This window comes from Mesorhizobium sp. DCY119, from assembly GCF_003590645.1.
Taxonomy (GTDB): Bacteria; Pseudomonadota; Alphaproteobacteria; order Rhizobiales; family Rhizobiaceae; genus Mesorhizobium_M.
In genome coordinates, this window is sequence record NZ_CP031834.1 from 2497443 (window position 1) to 2511520 (window position 14078).

Genomic DNA, 14078 nt, shown 5'->3' on the forward strand with positions numbered 1-14078 from the left:
AGTCAAATCACCTGGCCGCGTTCGCGGGCCATGCGCGTGCGCCGCGTTTCGCGGCGGGGCCGCCGCTCGACCGTTTCCAGCCGTGCCGGCAGAAGCGTCATCACTTCGCGGCGCTGCATCGGCGTCATGTCGAGCCAGGCGGAGATTTCGTCGCGCGTGCGTCCACAACCGAAGCAATAGCCGGTCTTCATGTCCATCGAGCAGACAAGGATGCACGGTGATTCGATCGCCGCCATTTCGGATTCCCGTTGTCCTTTCCAGATGGGCCAGAGAGGCCGCCAATGCAAGCCCCAGGCCCTTGGCCCATTGTGCCACGCGGCCATCGCGGCTATGCCGCAGCCGACGACGATTTTAGCGGACATTTACGACATGACCAGCGCGCTTCCCTTTGACGATTTCCGTACATTGCTGACGAAACTGCCGGCCGGCAACGCGGCAGCCGGCGAACGCGTGCGCGAACAGTTCGACCGCGCCGACAAGCCGAGGGGGTCGCTCGGGCGATTGGAAGAGCTTGCGGTGTGGCTGGCGACATGGACCGGACGCCCGCCCGCCGTGAACCGTCCGCTGGTCGCGATCTTTGCCGGCAACCACGGCGTCGTCAGCCAGGACATCTCGCCGCGCACGATGGAAGCGACGGCGCGGGCGGTCGAACTCACCGCCGCCGGCGGGGCGGCGATCAACCAGATCTGCCTGGCATACGATATCGGCCTGAAGGTCTTCGACCTCGCGCTGCATCTGCCGACCGCCGATATGTCCCGGGAAGCAGCGCTGGACGAACGCGGCTGCGCGGCCACGATGGCCTTCGGCATGGAAGCGATCGCCGGCACGGACCTTCTCACCATCGGCGATCTCGGCGTCGGCAACTCGACCGTTGCCGCGGCGATTCTCGCAGCTCTCTACGGCGGACCGGGCGCGGATTGGGTCGGGCCGGGTTCGGGTGCCGATGCAGCCATGGTTGCCCGCAAGGCGGCGGTGGTTGACGCTGCACTTGCCGTGCATGCCGGCCACCTGAAAGACCCGTTCGAGGTGCTGCGCCGCGTCGGCGGGCGCGAATTCGCCGCCATTGCCGGCGCCATCATCGCCGCGCGCATGGAGCGCATTCCGGTGATCCTGGACGGGTTTGCCGCGACGGCCGCAGCCTCGGTGCTTTACGCAATTCAGCCGGGCGCCTTGGATCACTGCGTGATCGCGCAGCTTTCGCCCGAACCGGGCCACGCGAAGGTTGTCGAAAAGCTCGGAATGCGGCCCTTGCTCAATCTCGGCATCAGCCATGCCGAAGGGGCGGGCGGCGCGCTCGCCGCCGGAATGGTCAAGGCCGCAGCGCTGTGCAGCACCGGCATGGCCGCGGCTCTAAGGTAATCTGAAGCGGGCCTATCGCCGACGGCCGCCCACTGCCACAGCCGCCTTGGTCGGCAGCGCCGGCAAGACCTCCATGACCCGCGACGCCGGGAAGATGGCGATGGCTTCCGTGCCGACGCGCAGCTTGGAGTGAAGCTGGAACTCGCCGCCATGCATCTCCAGCAAGCCCTGGACGATGGGCAGGCCGAGCCCGGTTCCCTGTTCGGCGCTCTTGATGGCGATCGAACCCTGGCCGAAGGCCGAAAGCACCACCGGGATTTCCTCCGCCGGAATGCCGGGGCCGTTGTCCTTCACCGAAATGTATTGCCCGCCACCCGCCGTCCAGCCGACGCGCACGCGGATTTCGCCGCCGGACGAGGTGAACTTGATCGCATTGGACAGAAGGTTCAGCGTGATCTGACGCACGGCGCGTTCGTCGGCAAACAGGCGCGGCAGCTCCGGCTCGAACTCCTGGATCACCTTCAGGTTTTTGTTATAGGCCTTCAGCTCCATCAGGTGGCAGCATTCCTCGACAATGTAGAGAAGCCGAACCGGCTCCTCGTTGAGCTGGTAGCGGCCGGCCTCGATGCGCGACAGGTCGAGGATTTCGTTGATGAGGTCGAGCAAATGCTGGCCGGAATCGTGCACGTCGCGGGCATAATCGCGGTAGGTCTGGTTCTGCATCGGCCCCAGAACCTCGTTCGACATCACTTCGGAAAAACCGAGAATGGCGTTCAGCGGCGTGCGCAATTCGTGGCTCATCGAGGCGAGGAAGCGCGACTTGGCGAGATTGGCTTCCTCGGCACGGCGGCGCGCCTCGTCCGACATGGACTTGGCGGTTTCCAGCTCGGCGATCAGCCCGTCCTTTTCGGAGCGGAAGGAAAGCAGCATCACCGACGAGCGGTTGAGGCGGCTGGCGACATAGACGAAGAAGGGCAGCGAAAGCGCCAGCAGCGCCAACATGACAAGATCGGCCGGGTCCGGCTCGGTAACGCCGAACGTGGCATAGACCGCAACCGGCACTGCAAAAGTGGTGAGCAGCGCGCCGCGCAGAGACGAGGCGATCAGCGCGGTGGCCGCCATCGCCAGCAGCAGCACGACGGCCTTGACGATGGGAAACTGGTCGACCTGGCATTCGTTGCAGTTGATCGCCGCGAAATAGGCCCAGCCGAGGCCGGTGATGAAATGCCCGATCAGGAAGTTTCGTTTGGTCTGCGCGGTTTCGAGCTTGGTCGTGTCGGTCTTTTCGACGCGGTGCGCATAGAGCGCCAGCGCCGCGTAGCAGATCATGGTCAGCAGCGCCCAGACCATGATTTCGCCGCGCATGCCGATGAAAATTCCGGTGGCGGTGATAGCCAGAACCAGCAGCGGAATGGCGGTTGCGCTACCCACCATCGCATTGGCGTGAAGTTTCAGCAGTTCGCGGTCGAAGGCAAGCGCGCCGGGCCGGTGCGAAAGCCGATCACGCGTTTTGCGAACCGCGCGCGCGACATCGCTGTTGCGGTGCGGTTTCCTGCGGTCCACAATGAATTTGTCCGCTGTGTTAGAGCGCAGCAACGGCATGAATGTCTTCAACTTACGCGAGCAAACGATTACAAGCCCGCAGACTAGGCTGGAATGATTAAGAGTTTGTTTGCCATATGACTCGAATGTCGCGGAACTGGTCGCGCAGAAGGCGTTACACCCCGCCGCGCAGCCCATTCCGGAAGTTTCTCGACTATTGCGTCGCCTTTGCGATTCTCGGGCTGATTGTCCTCATTGTCGCGCGTCTCGACCGGGTCGAGACCCGCCAGACGACCGGCGCGGCAATCGTCAACGACGGCGATTCGATCACGCTCGGCGCCGAGCGCATCCGCCTGCGCGGCATCGACGCGCCAGAATACACTCAAACCTGCCAGAAGGACGGCGCCGACTATCCCTGCGGCCGGCGCGCCCGCGAAGCGCTCGCGCGGCTTGTGGCGGGCAAATCCGTTTCCTGTTCGGGCTGGGAGCGCGACCGCTACAACCGGCTGCTTGGCGTCTGCACGGCCGGCGGTGTCGATTTGAACCGCGCGCAGGTGGAGCAGGGCTGGGCGGTCGCCTATGGCGACTATGACGATCTTGAACAGGCAGCGCGCCAGAAGGGCCTGGGCATCTGGGCCGGCACATTCGAGCGTCCGCGTGAGTGGCGCGACACGCATCGCATGCCGGTCGAGCCGCATCACGGCAGCGCCGGTTCGATGCTCAACTGGCTGCGGGAAATGCTTCGATTGTCGTGACGCGGCGCTATAGTCGAAAGCCGAAACGGAAAGGGAGGTTGGATTGAAACTCTATGATGGCGGGCGCGCGCCCAATCCGCGGCGGGTCCGCGTGTTCCTGGCCGAAAAAGGCATCGAGGTGCCGCTGGTGCCGGTCGATATGGGCGCTTTGGGACACAAGGGCGACGAGGTCGCGCGGCGCAATCCGCTGCAGCGCCTGCCTGTTCTCGAACTTGACGATGGGACGATCCTCACTGAATCCGTCGCTATCTGCCGCTATTTCGAGGAGCTTCACCCCGAGCCGGCGCTGTTCGGGCGCGGCGCGCTCGGCAGAGCCCAGGTCGAGATGTGGCAGCGGCGCATGGAGCTCAATCTGCTCAGTTGCGTGGCGCAGGCGTTCCGCCACATCCACCCGGCGATGAAGGAGTGGGAAGTCCCGCAAATTCCGGAATGGGGTGAAGCAAACAAGCCGAAGGTCCTGGAATTCCTCAGCATTCTCGACGGCGAACTGGCTGACCGCGAATTCGCCGCCGGCGAGGAATTCTCCATTGCCGATATCACCGGCTTGATCGCCGTCGACTTCATGAAGCCGGCGCGCATCACCGTCCCTGAAGAGCTGACCAACGTCGTCCGCTGGTATCAGGCGATTTCTGCCCGGCCAAGCGCCAAAGCCTGATCATGCCTGCCGAGCTCGACCGGCTCGTGGCCGAAATCCGCGCCTGCCGCATCTGCGTCGAGCAGCCGCTTGCCCGGCCCCTGCCGCATGAGCCGCGGCCGGTCGTGGTGGCGTCCACGTCCGCCCGCGTCCTGATTGCGGGGCAGGCGCCGGGCACCAAGGTCCATGCCAGCGGCATGCCGTTCGACGACCGCTCGGGCGACCGTCTGCGCGACTGGCTCGGGGTGACGCGCGAGCAGTTCTACAACGCGCGCAACTTCGCCATCGTGCCGATGGGTTTTTGCTTTCCGGGGCAGGATGCCAAGGGCGGCGACCTGCCGCCGCGCCGCGAATGCGCGCCCGCATGGCGGCAGCGGCTTATCGATCTCATGCCGCAGGTCGATCTTGTTCTTGCGATCGGGCTTTATGCGCAGAGTTGGCATCTGGGCGCGGCGCGCAAGGCGTCGCTGAACGAAACGGTGCGTGACTGGCGCGCCATCCATGACGCTCCGACGATGCCGCGTGTCATCCCGCTGCCGCACCCGTCCTGGCGCAATACGGGGTGGCTGAAACAGAATCCATGGTTTGAAATGGAATTGCTGCCTGTCCTCAAATCGGAAATCCGGCATCGCATTTCCTGATTTTCCGGCAATGTCTTTGCGAAAATTCCCGGTCCCCGGAGAATTCCTTTCTTGTGAAACGCTTTCGTTAGGGAGATTATGGCGGAATAATTTTCTAACGGAGCCGTCATGGACCGCCTTGATCGAAAAATTCTTCGCCTTCTTCAGGAAGACGCGACGCTTGCCGTCGCCGATGTCGCCAAAAAGGTGGGCCTGTCGACGACGCCTTGCTGGCGGCGCATTCAGAAGCTCGAGGAAGAGGGCGTCATCAAGCGGCGCGTGGCCATCCTTGATCCTGAAAAGATCAACACGCGCGTCACCGTCTTCGTGTCGATCCGCACCAATTCGCACAGCCATGAGTGGCTGCGGCGCTTCTCGGAAGTTATTCAGGAGTTTCCGGAAGTCATTGAATTCTATCGCATGAGCGGCGATGTCGACTATCTGCTGCGCGTGGTTGTGCCGGACATTTCGGCCTATGACGCCTTCTACAAGCGGCTCATCGCCAAGATCGAGATTCGCGACGTGTCGTCTGCCTTTGCCATGGAGCAGATCAAATACACGACCGAACTGCCGCTCGACTACATGGTGCTGGACAAGGAATCCGGTTCGAACGCGGCTTGATGACAGCCTGCCGGGAGGTTCGCGCCTCCCGGGCGTGGTTCACTTCTTCATGAAGCTCCACGGGTTGGCCTGATGCACCACCACCGCGTCCGGCACGGACTCGGCCGATGCCACTTCCACCTTGCTGAAACTGTAGCCGGACTGGACGACCGAGACGCCGTCGAGAATGAACAACTGGCTCTTCTCCATGCCGGGCTTCAGCGTGCCGGTCACCGACACGGCCTCATAGGCTTTCGCCAGCTTGTAGGGCTTGGGCATGGTGACGAGAACGATCTGGTTCGGCGGCGGCGTCGGCATATGGCTGCATGCGCCGGTCCAGGGGACGAGCAGGAACTGGTAGACAAGGTCGCCGTCGCGGTCGACCGGAAGCGCGTAGCCGGTCAGCGTCACCGTCTTTCCGTCCAGATTTGTCGACAGCGTTTCGCCATGGTCCGGCATTTTTGCAGCGACCATCGGCAGTCCGGGGCCTTCGGCGGCCTGTTGCCCGGCTGGGCGAAGATCTTTCCAGAAAATGGTCGTGGCAACCGGCGAGGCGGCGTTCGCGCCGCATGCCAGAAGCGTGGCGGCAGCCGCGACGGCTGATCTGAGGACAAAATTCAACAGTCACACTCCACGGGCACGAGCCTGAGTAAAATCGCTCGGGAAGGTCGGGTCAATACGCAAAGGCGCGATTGGCCTGTTCGGGCATCTACCAGAGCGCTGCGCCCGACCGCTCATTGCGCGTCCGCCTTCCGTTGCAGGCGCTCCAGCGTTTTGGGGCCGGTCAGTTCCTTTACTGCGTCCTTGCCGATCCAGCGCGCCGTCTTGTCGGTCGAGGCCGCGAGCCTTTCGGCCATAGCAAGCACCGGTCCATGCAGGGCGAACGAGCGCTTGCCCATCGAGCGAAGTGCCCAGTTGACGGCTTTTTTCACGAAGTTGCGGCTGTCGGTGGCGTGAGCCTCGATCAGCTGCAGGAAATCGAGGAAGGTCGCGTCCGGTTCCTTCTTCCGATGGACGACTGACCAGGCCATCATGGCAAAGGCGGTTCGCCGGACGAATTCGCGATCGTCTGCCGCGAATTCCTCGATCAGTTCGCGCCAGCAGTCCGTGTCGACGAAGAGGTCGGAGACGCCATCGACGATATCCCAGGAGTCGAAGCTTGCAGCCCAACGCCTTGCATTCTCAGCGGTAAATCGCTTCGGGTCGGCAGTCACGGAAGCGATGAACTGCGCCTCCATGATGCCGCTTTCCCAAAGCTCGAAGGCGCGTTCATGGTTGCGCTTGATCTGCCTGGCGATCTGTCGCTGCACGCCGTGCGAGATGCCGAGCGCGCGATCGATCTTTATGCCGTAGCGCAGCATTCCGCGACGGTTTTCTTCCGAGCCGATCGAGCGCAGGTGCGTGATGATTTCCGCAGCGCTGGAGTTCGGCGAAAGCTCGGCCATGGCGTCTGCGCCTATTTCTCCAGTCGTGCCAGCAGCGAGGACGTGTCCCAACGCTTGCCGCCCATGCCCTGCACATCCTTGTAGAACTGGTCGACAAGAGCCGTGATCGGGAGCGATGCGCCGTTGCGGTCGGCCTCGGTGAGGCAGATGCCGAGGTCCTTGCGCATCCAGTCGACGGCGAAGCCGAAATCATATTTGCCGGCATTCATCGTCTTGTGGCGGTTTTCCATCTGCCATGAGCCGGCAGCGCCCTTGGATATGACCTCGACCACCTTTTCGATGTCGAGCCCGGCCTTCTTGCCGAAATGGATGCCCTCGGCCAGGCCCTGAACCAGCCCGGCGATGCAGATCTGGTTGATCATCTTGGTGAGCTGGCCGGCGCCCGTCGGCCCCATCAGCCCGACCATCTTGGCATAGGCGTCGATCACCGGCTTGGCCTTGTCGAAGACATCCTGCTCGCCGCCGACCATGACGGTCAGCGCGCCGTTTTCAGCACCGGCCTGACCGCCAGACACCGGTGCGTCGAGAAAGGAGATGCCATACTCCTTGGCTTTCTCGCCGAGCTCGCGCGCGACTTCCGCCGAGGCGGTGGTGTTGTCGATATAGATCGCGCCTTTCTTCATCGACTGGAAGGCTCCGTCCGGGCCAATGGTGACGCTGCGCAAATCGTCATCATTGCCGACGCAGGAGAAAACAAAATCCTTGTCCCTGGCTGCCTCGCGCGGCGTCGGCGCGTGGCTGCCGCCATGCTCGCCGACCCATTTCTGCGCCTTGGCTGCGCTACGGTTGTAGACGGTGACGTCATGTCCGCCCTTGTTCTTGAGATGCGCTGCCATCGGGTAGCCCATCACGCCAAGTCCCAGGAATGCCACTGACGCCATTTTCCGCCTCTTCAACTATGTTCCAACTGTTGGCGTCAGGTCTATGCCATCAAGCGGATTCGTCAAGGATGAAGGATTGGCTCAGGCGGCCGTGGCGACGCGATTGCGGCCTTCGGATTTGGCCAGATAGAGGGCTTCGTCGGCCTCTGCGATCAATGACGGCAGATCACGCTGGGAGAAGGGGGCGGACGCAACGCCGATGCTGATGGTCGGCCGCAGCGTGCCGCGTTCGGTGACAATCGCGATCTCGGCGCAGCGCGCGCGGATACTCTCGGCAATATCGATCGCCCGCCTCTGGCCGACGCCGGGCAGGAAGATGACGAACTCCTCGCCGCCGTGGCGGCAAAGAAGATCGCTGCCGCGAATTGTGCTCTTGGCCATGGCCGCGAACATCACCAGCACCTGGTCGCCGACGGGGTGGCCGTAGGTGTCGTTGATCTTCTTGAAGAAATCGAGATCCATGACCAGAACGGTCACGGGTGCGCGGGTGAGTGCCAGGCGTTGCAGCAATTGTTCGGCCCGGCTGATGAATTCGCGCCGGTTGAGCACGTCGGTCAGCACATCGTGGGTTGCGGCGCGGCGCAGTGCCATTTCGGTCTGTTCGCGGCCGAGTGCCACGAGGGTGAAGCTGGAAATCAGGATCAGCAGCATCACCTCGATGGTGGCCACCTTGGAGCCGAAATAGGCGATGAAGAACGGATGATCCGGGCTCGTCAGCCAGAGCACCGTGCCGCGCCCGGCATAGTACAGGCCGTTGAAACTGCTGGTCACGGCCAGGATCATGGCGTTCTGGTAGCGATTGGCCCCGCCGCGCCAGAATTCGAAGCCGGCCATCAGACTGAAGAGCGAGAACACGAAGAAAAACGGTACTGCGCCGCTCCAGGCCACGAGCGGCCGGGACATCAGCAGCGGCACGATGATGACCAGGAAAGGTCCGACGAGTGCCGGAACAATGGCAGCCGAACGCCCATTGAAGGAGCGCGCGCCAACCCAGATGAAGGACATGGTTGCCACGACGAAACCATTGCCAACGGGGCCGAGCCAATCGAGCTGAGGGGCCGATGAGGCGATGTAGAAGAGCAGCGAAACGGTCGAACAGGCAAAGCCGATGCCCCACCACAGGCTGGAGGCGATTTCGCGCCGCCGCCACGCCTCGAGCAGGAACAGCACCCCGCAGGTTGCCGTCACCAGCATCGAGCAAAGCATCAACGTGTTGAGATCGATTTGAAAAGCCATTCGGCCGCCGCACCCCGTATGACGTCCAGCATAGGCGTCAGTGGTGAAGCCGTCGTAAAGGGAATTGCCGCTGCGTCAATAAAATTGCGGGCGCGGTGGCTGATTTTCAGCGCTTCAAATGTTTGGTGATGCGCCGCTCGATCCATTCGATGCCGTGGCGCAGCGTCTCGACCATCGACAGGTAGATCAGTGCCGCCCAGAGGTAGGTCTGAAAATCGAAGGTGCGCGAATAGGCGCGGCGCGTCTCGCCCATCAGGTCGTAGACGGTGATGATGGCCACGATCGCCGAGCCCTTGATCATCAGGATGATCTCGTTGCCATAGGGGCGCAGAGCCACGATCAGCGCCTGGGGCAGCACGATCTTGCGCAGGATCTGGTACTTGTGCAGCCCGAGCGATTCAGCGCCCTCCCACTGGCCCTTCGGCACGCTTTCGATGGCGCCGCGCAGGATTTCCGCCTGATAGGCCGCGGTGTTCAGCGAGAAGGCAAAGACCGCGCAATACCAGGCGTCGCGGAAAAACGTCCAAAGTCCGACGGCCTCAAGCTGCGGCCGGAACGAGCCCAGGCCGTAATAGATCAGGAACGTCTGCGCCAGCAGCGGCGTGCCGCGAAAGAAATAGACATAGGCGTAGGCGAGCGCATTGAGCACCTTGTTCTTGGACATGCGCGCATAGGCGATCGGTATCGACAGCAGCGCGCCCAGCACGATCGAGATCGCCACCAGTTTGATGGTTACCAGCAGGCCCGACAGATAATAGGGCGCGTATTTCTCGAAAAGGTCCGGGTTCCAGGCGTTGACGAGATAGCCCACCATGGCGACGCCGAGCATCAGCCACAGCACAATGAAGACGTGCCCGGTTATGCGCGCGGCAGTCCATGGCCTGGGGATCGTCGGCGGGCGGTCGACGTCGGTGCTGGTTTCCGTTACGGCGCTCATCGCTGCGCCTCCCTGCGGCCAGCCCAGCGTTCGATGGCGTTGATGCCGAAGGACGAGATGATCGCCAGCACCAGATAGATCAGGCAGGCAAAGCCGAAGAACAGGAAGGCCTGCTTGGTGACGCGTGCGGCAATGCCGCTCTGGCGCAATATGTCGGCAAGGCCGATGGCCGAGACGAGCGAGGTGTCCTTGAGCAGGATCAGCCAGAGATTGGCGAGGCCGGGCAGGGCGATCTTGATCAGCTGCGGCAGCACCACCAGCCGCATCGTCTGGCCCTTGGAAAGGCCGATCGAATAGCCGCCTTCATATTGCCCTTGCGGGATGGCGCGGAAGGCCGAGAGAAAAACCTCGCTGGCATAGGACGAGAAGACCACGCCCAGCGCCACCATGCCGGCGACGAAGCTGTTGATCTCGATATTGGTGCCGGGGCTGAAGAAATGAAGCAGTTGCTGCAGGCCGATCTGCGCGCCGTAGAAGACGAGGAACAGCGTCAGCAGTTCTGGCAGGCCGCGAAAGATGGTGGTGTAGACGTTGCCGGCGATCCGCAGCGACGGTTCGGGCGATTGTTTGGCGAGCGCCACCAGGAAGCCGATGAGAAGACCGACCGGAAGCGTGGCGAGCCCGAGCGAGACCGTGACGAGAACGCCCCAGGCGATGTCGTCGCTCCACCCCTGTGGGCCCCAGCTGAGCAGCGTCCAGACGTTCTCCATCGGCGCGCCAGTCTCCCGTTTGTCCTCGCAGGTTCAAAAGGCGAGGGCGGCGATCGGGCCGCCACCCTCACGCTTCAAGAGGATCAGGATTCGGCGCCGTAGACGTCGAACTTGAAGTACTTGTCGTTGATTTCCTTGTATTTGCCGTTGGCGCGGATCGCCTTGATCGCAGCGCTGAATTCGGCTGCGAGCGCGTCGCCCTTGCGGACCGCTATGCCGGCGCCGGGTCCGAAGATTTCGACCGGCTGCGGCGAGGGCTGGCCCAGCAGCTTGCAGCAGGCGCCGTCGGCGGAATCAAGCCACTGCGACAGCACGACGATATCGTCTTCCACGGCGTCGAGACGGCCATTGGCGATATCGAGCTGGTATTCCTGGGCGGTCGGATAGGCCTTGACCTCGCCATCGGTGAAGGTCTTTTCCGCGTAGTTGAAGTGGGTGGTGGAGCCCTGCACGCCGATCGTCTTGCCGGCGAGGTCTTCCTTGGTCACGCCCTTGAGCTCGCTGTCTTTCGGCACGGCGATGGCCGAAGGCGTGTTGTAGTACTTCTCGGAGAAGTCGACCTTTTCCAGGCGCTCCGGGGTGATCGACATGGAAGCGATGATGGCGTCGAACTTGCCGGCCTGAAGGGCGGGGATGATGCCGTCCCAGTCCTGGGTCACGAATTCGCACTTTGCCTTCATCTCTTCGCACAGCGCGTTGGCGATATCGATGTCGAAGCCTTCCAGCTTGCCGTCGGCGGTCAGGTTGTTGAAGGGCGGATAGGCGCCTTCGGTGCCGATCTTGATGGTCTTTTCCTGGGCCTGGGCTGCGCCGATCGCCAGCGCCATGACAGATACCCCAAGCGCGACACGCATAAGAATACGCATGATGTTCCTCTCTGTTGTTGCCCGCCGCTGATGATTGCGGCGTCGTCCAGGGCCGCCTCCCGGTGACCCGCAGAACGCGATACTGCGTCTGTTTTCAGGAAGAAAGCAACTGCAAATACGCCCCCGGCAAACGACTTTACGTCAACTTGCCGGTGTGTACGCAAGTTCATTCCGGCGGCATAAATCGCTGCCGGGACATGACGTTACGTCAGCTTTTTCAAGCCGGTCGTGGTTTCGATGAAATCGGCTATCGCGGCAATGTCGTCGATCCCGAATGTTAGCAGGCGTTCTCCCGACACCGGATGATCGGCGGCGATGGCGACGATGTTGGGATCGTTGGCCGATAGCGGTGCTGTGTCTTTCGCTTCCAGCCGGCGCGCCTCGATCTTCTTGTGCGCCTCGCGCTTGTAGCCCTCGACCAGCACGATGTCGCAGGGCGAAAGGCGCGCCAGTATGGCGTCGAGCGAAGGCTCGTCCTCACTGGTTAGTTCGTGCATCAGCGCCCAGCGTTTGCCGGAGACGATGGCGACCTCGCCGGCGCCGGCCGCACGGTGGCGAAAGCTGTCGGTGCCCTGCTTGTCGATGTCGAATTCATGATGTGCGTGCTTGACCGTGGAAACGCGCCAGCCGCGCGCGGTCAATTCAGCCACGAGCCTTTCGGTCAGCGTGGTCTTGCCCGAATTCTTCCAGCCGGTGATGCCGAATACGCGCTGTGTCAAATCATGGCCCGCACGATCGCCTCGGCTTCCTGAAGGTCGCCGGGGGTGTTGATGTTGAAGAAGGGATCGACGATTTTTGCGGTGACGTCCAGCATCGGGAAATCGACCTCGACGAAATCGTGGCTTTCGATGAAGGCGCGCACGCGAAACTTGTGCTGTCCGCCGAGGAAGACCAGCAGCTCGTCGTGAAGCGTGACCGGCCACAGCGCAAATGTCGGGTGTTGTTCTCCGTCAGAGCATGCCACCGCAATGCGGCCTGCTTCGCCATTTCTGGCTGCATCGAGCTTTTCGCAAAGATTGGCGGGAAAGAAGGGCGTGTCGCCGGCAACCGTCAGGATATGGCTGGCGACAGGGCGCGCCCAGTCCATTCCCGCCAGAATCCCGGCCAAGGGTCCGGCGCCTGCGGTGTCGGCGATCACTGGGTGCCCGAACCCGGCAAGACGCGCCGGGTCGCCATTGGCGCTGATCGCCATGCTTGCGGCCTGCGGGGCAAGACGGGATATCACATGCGACAGGATCGTCCCGTCGCCAAGCGGACGCAATGTCTTGTCGCCGCCGCCCATTCGCGTCGCGCGGCCGCCTGAAAGGATCAATCCCGCAATGGTTTCTTGCACGCTCACGCTTCCCTGGCCGGATGCCGCGACACCCACATCACATAAAGGGTTGAAAGCGCGCCTGCCAGCGCCGAAAGCAACATCACCCACAGCAGCGGGTAGGGTCCAGTGTCGGGCGTCAGCAGTGCACCCGCGACCATCGAAAGAGCCGCGCCTCCGCCGATCTGCAATGCGCCGCCAAGGCCGGAGGCCGAGCCTGCGAGGTGGCTGCTGACGCTGACGATACCGGCATTGGCGTTGGGCAGCGTGACGCCATTGCCGACGCCGACGAAGAAGATAGGGCCGAACAGCGACAGCGGATGATTGTAGCCGGACCAGAACAGTGCGATCGACAGCATCATGCCCAGCGCCGTCACAATGTTGCCGTAGAGCATCATGCGGTTGATGCCCACCGTTCGCGAAAACCTGCCCGACATGAAGTTGCCGAGCATGTAGCCGATCGAGACGATGGCGAAGTACATGCCGTATTGCGACGGTGTCAGGTGCAGGATTTCGGATGAAATATACGGTCCGCCGCCGAGAAAGGCGAAGAAAGCGCCGGAGGTGAAGGCCGCCGTCAGCGTGTAGCCCCAGAAGCGGCGCGAGCCGATAACCTCGGGGTAGCTGCGAAACTGGGCGGCAAAGCTCGATGATTTCTGCCGGTTCGTTTCGCCGAGATCGAGCCAGACGATGACGAAGGCGAAGAGCCCGGCCGCAAGCATGAGCAGGAAGGTCGCTTGCCAGCCATAGAGTTCATCGAGGAACCCGCCGATGATCGGCCCGATCATCGGCACCAGGCTGGTGCCCATCGTGATGTAGCCGATCTTGCTTGCCGCCTCGGTTGCTTCGACCGTGTCGCGCACGATGGCGCGCGACAGCACCATGCCGGCCGCCGAACTGGCTTGCAGCAACCGGCAAGCAAGCAGCAGTTCGATCGTCGGCGCGTAGATCGCCGCAACCGTCCCAAGAATGAAAAGGGCGAAGCAGAACAGCATCACCGGCCGCCGGCCGAAGCGATCGGAGGCCGGCCCGATGAACAGCTGCAGGACGGCGGTGGCGGCGAGATAGAGCGAAACGGCCAGCTGCACCACCGCATATTCGGCGTCGAAATGCTTCGCCATGCCGGGCAGGGACGGCAGGAAGATATTCATCGACAGCGTGCTGGCTGCCGCTGCCGTCACCAGCGTGAAGACATGCGGCGGAGTCGCCTTGTTCAGAAACCCTGCGGCCATGTGCCCGCG

17 protein-coding genes are annotated in these 14078 nt (G+C 62.7%); 5 read left to right on the forward strand and 12 right to left on the reverse strand.

Annotated features, from left to right (window positions below; all coding sequences use genetic code 11):
- Window positions 1–2 precede the first annotated feature (2 nt).
- A complete protein-coding gene (locus tag DZG07_RS12070; RefSeq protein WP_119817353.1) occupies window positions 3–236 on the reverse strand; it encodes a DUF1289 domain-containing protein in 234 nt (77 codons plus the stop codon).
- A gap of 133 nt (window positions 237–369) precedes the next feature.
- On the opposite strand from DZG07_RS12070, the gene DZG07_RS12075 reads away from it, so the two are divergent.
- Entirely contained in the window at window positions 370–1359 is a 990-nt protein-coding gene (locus tag DZG07_RS12075; RefSeq protein WP_119821661.1) for a nicotinate-nucleotide--dimethylbenzimidazole phosphoribosyltransferase, read from the forward strand.
- Window positions 1360–1371: 12 nt separating this feature from the next.
- Here DZG07_RS12075 and DZG07_RS12080 read toward each other — a convergent pair whose 3' ends face one another.
- Window positions 1372–2901 carry a HAMP domain-containing sensor histidine kinase gene (locus tag DZG07_RS12080; RefSeq protein WP_091912589.1) on the reverse strand — a complete coding sequence of 510 codons (1530 nt, stop codon included), beginning with the start codon at window positions 2899–2901 and terminating at the stop codon, window positions 1372–1374.
- An 86-nt stretch (window positions 2902–2987) separates the two neighbouring features.
- Between DZG07_RS12080 and DZG07_RS12085 the strand changes: the two genes are divergently transcribed.
- The 4 genes from DZG07_RS12085 (at window position 2988) to DZG07_RS12100 (ending at window position 5471) form a co-directional block, all read left to right on the forward strand.
- Complete coding sequence (locus DZG07_RS12085) at window positions 2988–3596, forward strand: thermonuclease family protein (RefSeq protein WP_091912591.1); 609 nt, start codon at window positions 2988–2990, stop codon at window positions 3594–3596.
- A 43-nt stretch (window positions 3597–3639) separates the two neighbouring features.
- Entirely contained in the window at window positions 3640–4251 is a 612-nt protein-coding gene (locus tag DZG07_RS12090) for a glutathione S-transferase (protein WP_119817356.1), read from the forward strand.
- Between the two features lie 2 nt (window positions 4252–4253).
- Window positions 4254–4871, forward strand: a complete 618-nt coding sequence (locus tag DZG07_RS12095; protein WP_119817358.1) for a uracil-DNA glycosylase family protein — start codon at window positions 4254–4256, stop codon at window positions 4869–4871.
- A 108-nt stretch (window positions 4872–4979) separates the two neighbouring features.
- Window positions 4980–5471 (forward strand): Lrp/AsnC family transcriptional regulator, encoded by a 492-nt coding sequence (locus DZG07_RS12100; protein ID WP_091912597.1) that lies wholly within the window; start codon window positions 4980–4982, stop codon window positions 5469–5471.
- A gap of 39 nt (window positions 5472–5510) precedes the next feature.
- On the opposite strand, the gene DZG07_RS12105 is transcribed toward DZG07_RS12100, so the two are convergent.
- The 10 genes from DZG07_RS12105 to DZG07_RS12150 all read right to left on the reverse strand — a co-directional run bounded on the left by DZG07_RS12105 (window position 5511) and on the right by DZG07_RS12150 (window position 14069).
- Window positions 5511–6071, reverse strand: coding sequence for a DUF3299 domain-containing protein (locus tag DZG07_RS12105; protein WP_119817361.1), 561 nt, complete (start codon window positions 6069–6071; stop codon window positions 5511–5513).
- A 113-nt stretch (window positions 6072–6184) separates the two neighbouring features.
- Window positions 6185–6895, reverse strand: coding sequence for a DNA alkylation repair protein (locus tag DZG07_RS12110; RefSeq protein ID WP_119817364.1), 711 nt, complete (start codon window positions 6893–6895; stop codon window positions 6185–6187).
- 11 nt (window positions 6896–6906) lie between these two features.
- Window positions 6907–7776 carry an NAD(P)-dependent oxidoreductase gene (locus tag DZG07_RS12115; protein WP_119817366.1) on the reverse strand — a complete coding sequence of 290 codons (870 nt, stop codon included), beginning with the start codon at window positions 7774–7776 and terminating at the stop codon, window positions 6907–6909.
- Between the two features lie 81 nt (window positions 7777–7857).
- Window positions 7858–9012, reverse strand: a complete 1155-nt coding sequence (locus tag DZG07_RS12120) for a GGDEF domain-containing protein (protein ID WP_119817369.1) — start codon at window positions 9010–9012, stop codon at window positions 7858–7860.
- 106 nt (window positions 9013–9118) lie between these two features.
- Window positions 9119–9949 carry an ABC transporter permease gene (locus DZG07_RS12125; RefSeq protein ID WP_119817372.1) on the reverse strand — a complete coding sequence of 277 codons (831 nt, stop codon included), beginning with the start codon at window positions 9947–9949 and terminating at the stop codon, window positions 9119–9121.
- Window positions 9946–10659: an ABC transporter permease gene (locus DZG07_RS12130; RefSeq protein ID WP_091912610.1), complete on the reverse strand. Its 714-nt coding sequence runs from the start codon at window positions 10657–10659 to the stop codon at window positions 9946–9948. Before DZG07_RS12130 ends, DZG07_RS12125 begins: the two co-directional genes overlap by 4 nt.
- A gap of 83 nt (window positions 10660–10742) precedes the next feature.
- Window positions 10743–11525 carry an ABC transporter substrate-binding protein gene (locus tag DZG07_RS12135; protein WP_119817375.1) on the reverse strand — a complete coding sequence of 261 codons (783 nt, stop codon included), beginning with the start codon at window positions 11523–11525 and terminating at the stop codon, window positions 10743–10745.
- Between the two features lie 203 nt (window positions 11526–11728).
- Window positions 11729–12244, reverse strand: coding sequence for a molybdopterin-guanine dinucleotide biosynthesis protein B (mobB, locus tag DZG07_RS12140; RefSeq protein WP_119817378.1), 516 nt, complete (start codon window positions 12242–12244; stop codon window positions 11729–11731).
- The gene (mobA, locus tag DZG07_RS12145; RefSeq protein WP_119821663.1) at window positions 12241–12858 is read right to left on the reverse strand and encodes a molybdenum cofactor guanylyltransferase MobA; all 618 of its coding nucleotides are present in this window, start codon (window positions 12856–12858) and stop codon (window positions 12241–12243) included. The genes mobB and mobA overlap by 4 nt, the downstream gene beginning before the upstream one ends.
- Before the next feature lie 2 nt (window positions 12859–12860).
- A complete protein-coding gene (locus tag DZG07_RS12150; protein WP_119817381.1) occupies window positions 12861–14069 on the reverse strand; it encodes a multidrug effflux MFS transporter in 1209 nt (402 codons plus the stop codon).
- Window positions 14070–14078 lie beyond the last annotated feature (9 nt).

Bases quoted from the DNA above. Each gene is read 5' to 3' on its own strand.
- DZG07_RS12110 (WP_119817364.1), bottom strand. From the start codon at position 6,895: ATGGCCGAGCTTTCGCCGAACTCCAGCGCTGCGGAAATCATCACGCAC.
- DZG07_RS12095 (WP_119817358.1), top strand. From the start codon at position 4,254: ATGCCTGCCGAGCTCGACCGGCTCGTGGCCGAAATCCGCGCCTGCCGC.
- DZG07_RS12120 (WP_119817369.1), bottom strand. From the start codon at position 9,012: ATGGCTTTTCAAATCGATCTCAACACGTTGATGCTTTGCTCGATGCTG.
- DZG07_RS12075 (WP_119821661.1), top strand. From the start codon at position 370: ATGACCAGCGCGCTTCCCTTTGACGATTTCCGTACATTGCTGACGAAA.
- DZG07_RS12150 (WP_119817381.1), bottom strand. From the start codon at position 14,069: ATGGCCGCAGGGTTTCTGAACAAGGCGACTCCGCCGCATGTCTTCACG.
- DZG07_RS12100 (WP_091912597.1), top strand. From the start codon at position 4,980: ATGGACCGCCTTGATCGAAAAATTCTTCGCCTTCTTCAGGAAGACGCG.
- DZG07_RS12115 (WP_119817366.1), bottom strand. From the start codon at position 7,776: ATGGCGTCAGTGGCATTCCTGGGACTTGGCGTGATGGGCTACCCGATG.
- DZG07_RS12135 (WP_119817375.1), bottom strand. From the start codon at position 11,525: ATGCGTATTCTTATGCGTGTCGCGCTTGGGGTATCTGTCATGGCGCTG.
- DZG07_RS12070 (WP_119817353.1), bottom strand. From the start codon at position 236: ATGGCGGCGATCGAATCACCGTGCATCCTTGTCTGCTCGATGGACATG.
- DZG07_RS12125 (WP_119817372.1), bottom strand. From the start codon at position 9,949: ATGAGCGCCGTAACGGAAACCAGCACCGACGTCGACCGCCCGCCGACG.
- DZG07_RS12130 (WP_091912610.1), bottom strand. From the start codon at position 10,659: ATGGAGAACGTCTGGACGCTGCTCAGCTGGGGCCCACAGGGGTGGAGC.
- DZG07_RS12080 (WP_091912589.1), bottom strand. From the start codon at position 2,901: ATGCCGTTGCTGCGCTCTAACACAGCGGACAAATTCATTGTGGACCGC.
- DZG07_RS12085 (WP_091912591.1), top strand. From the start codon at position 2,988: ATGTCGCGGAACTGGTCGCGCAGAAGGCGTTACACCCCGCCGCGCAGC.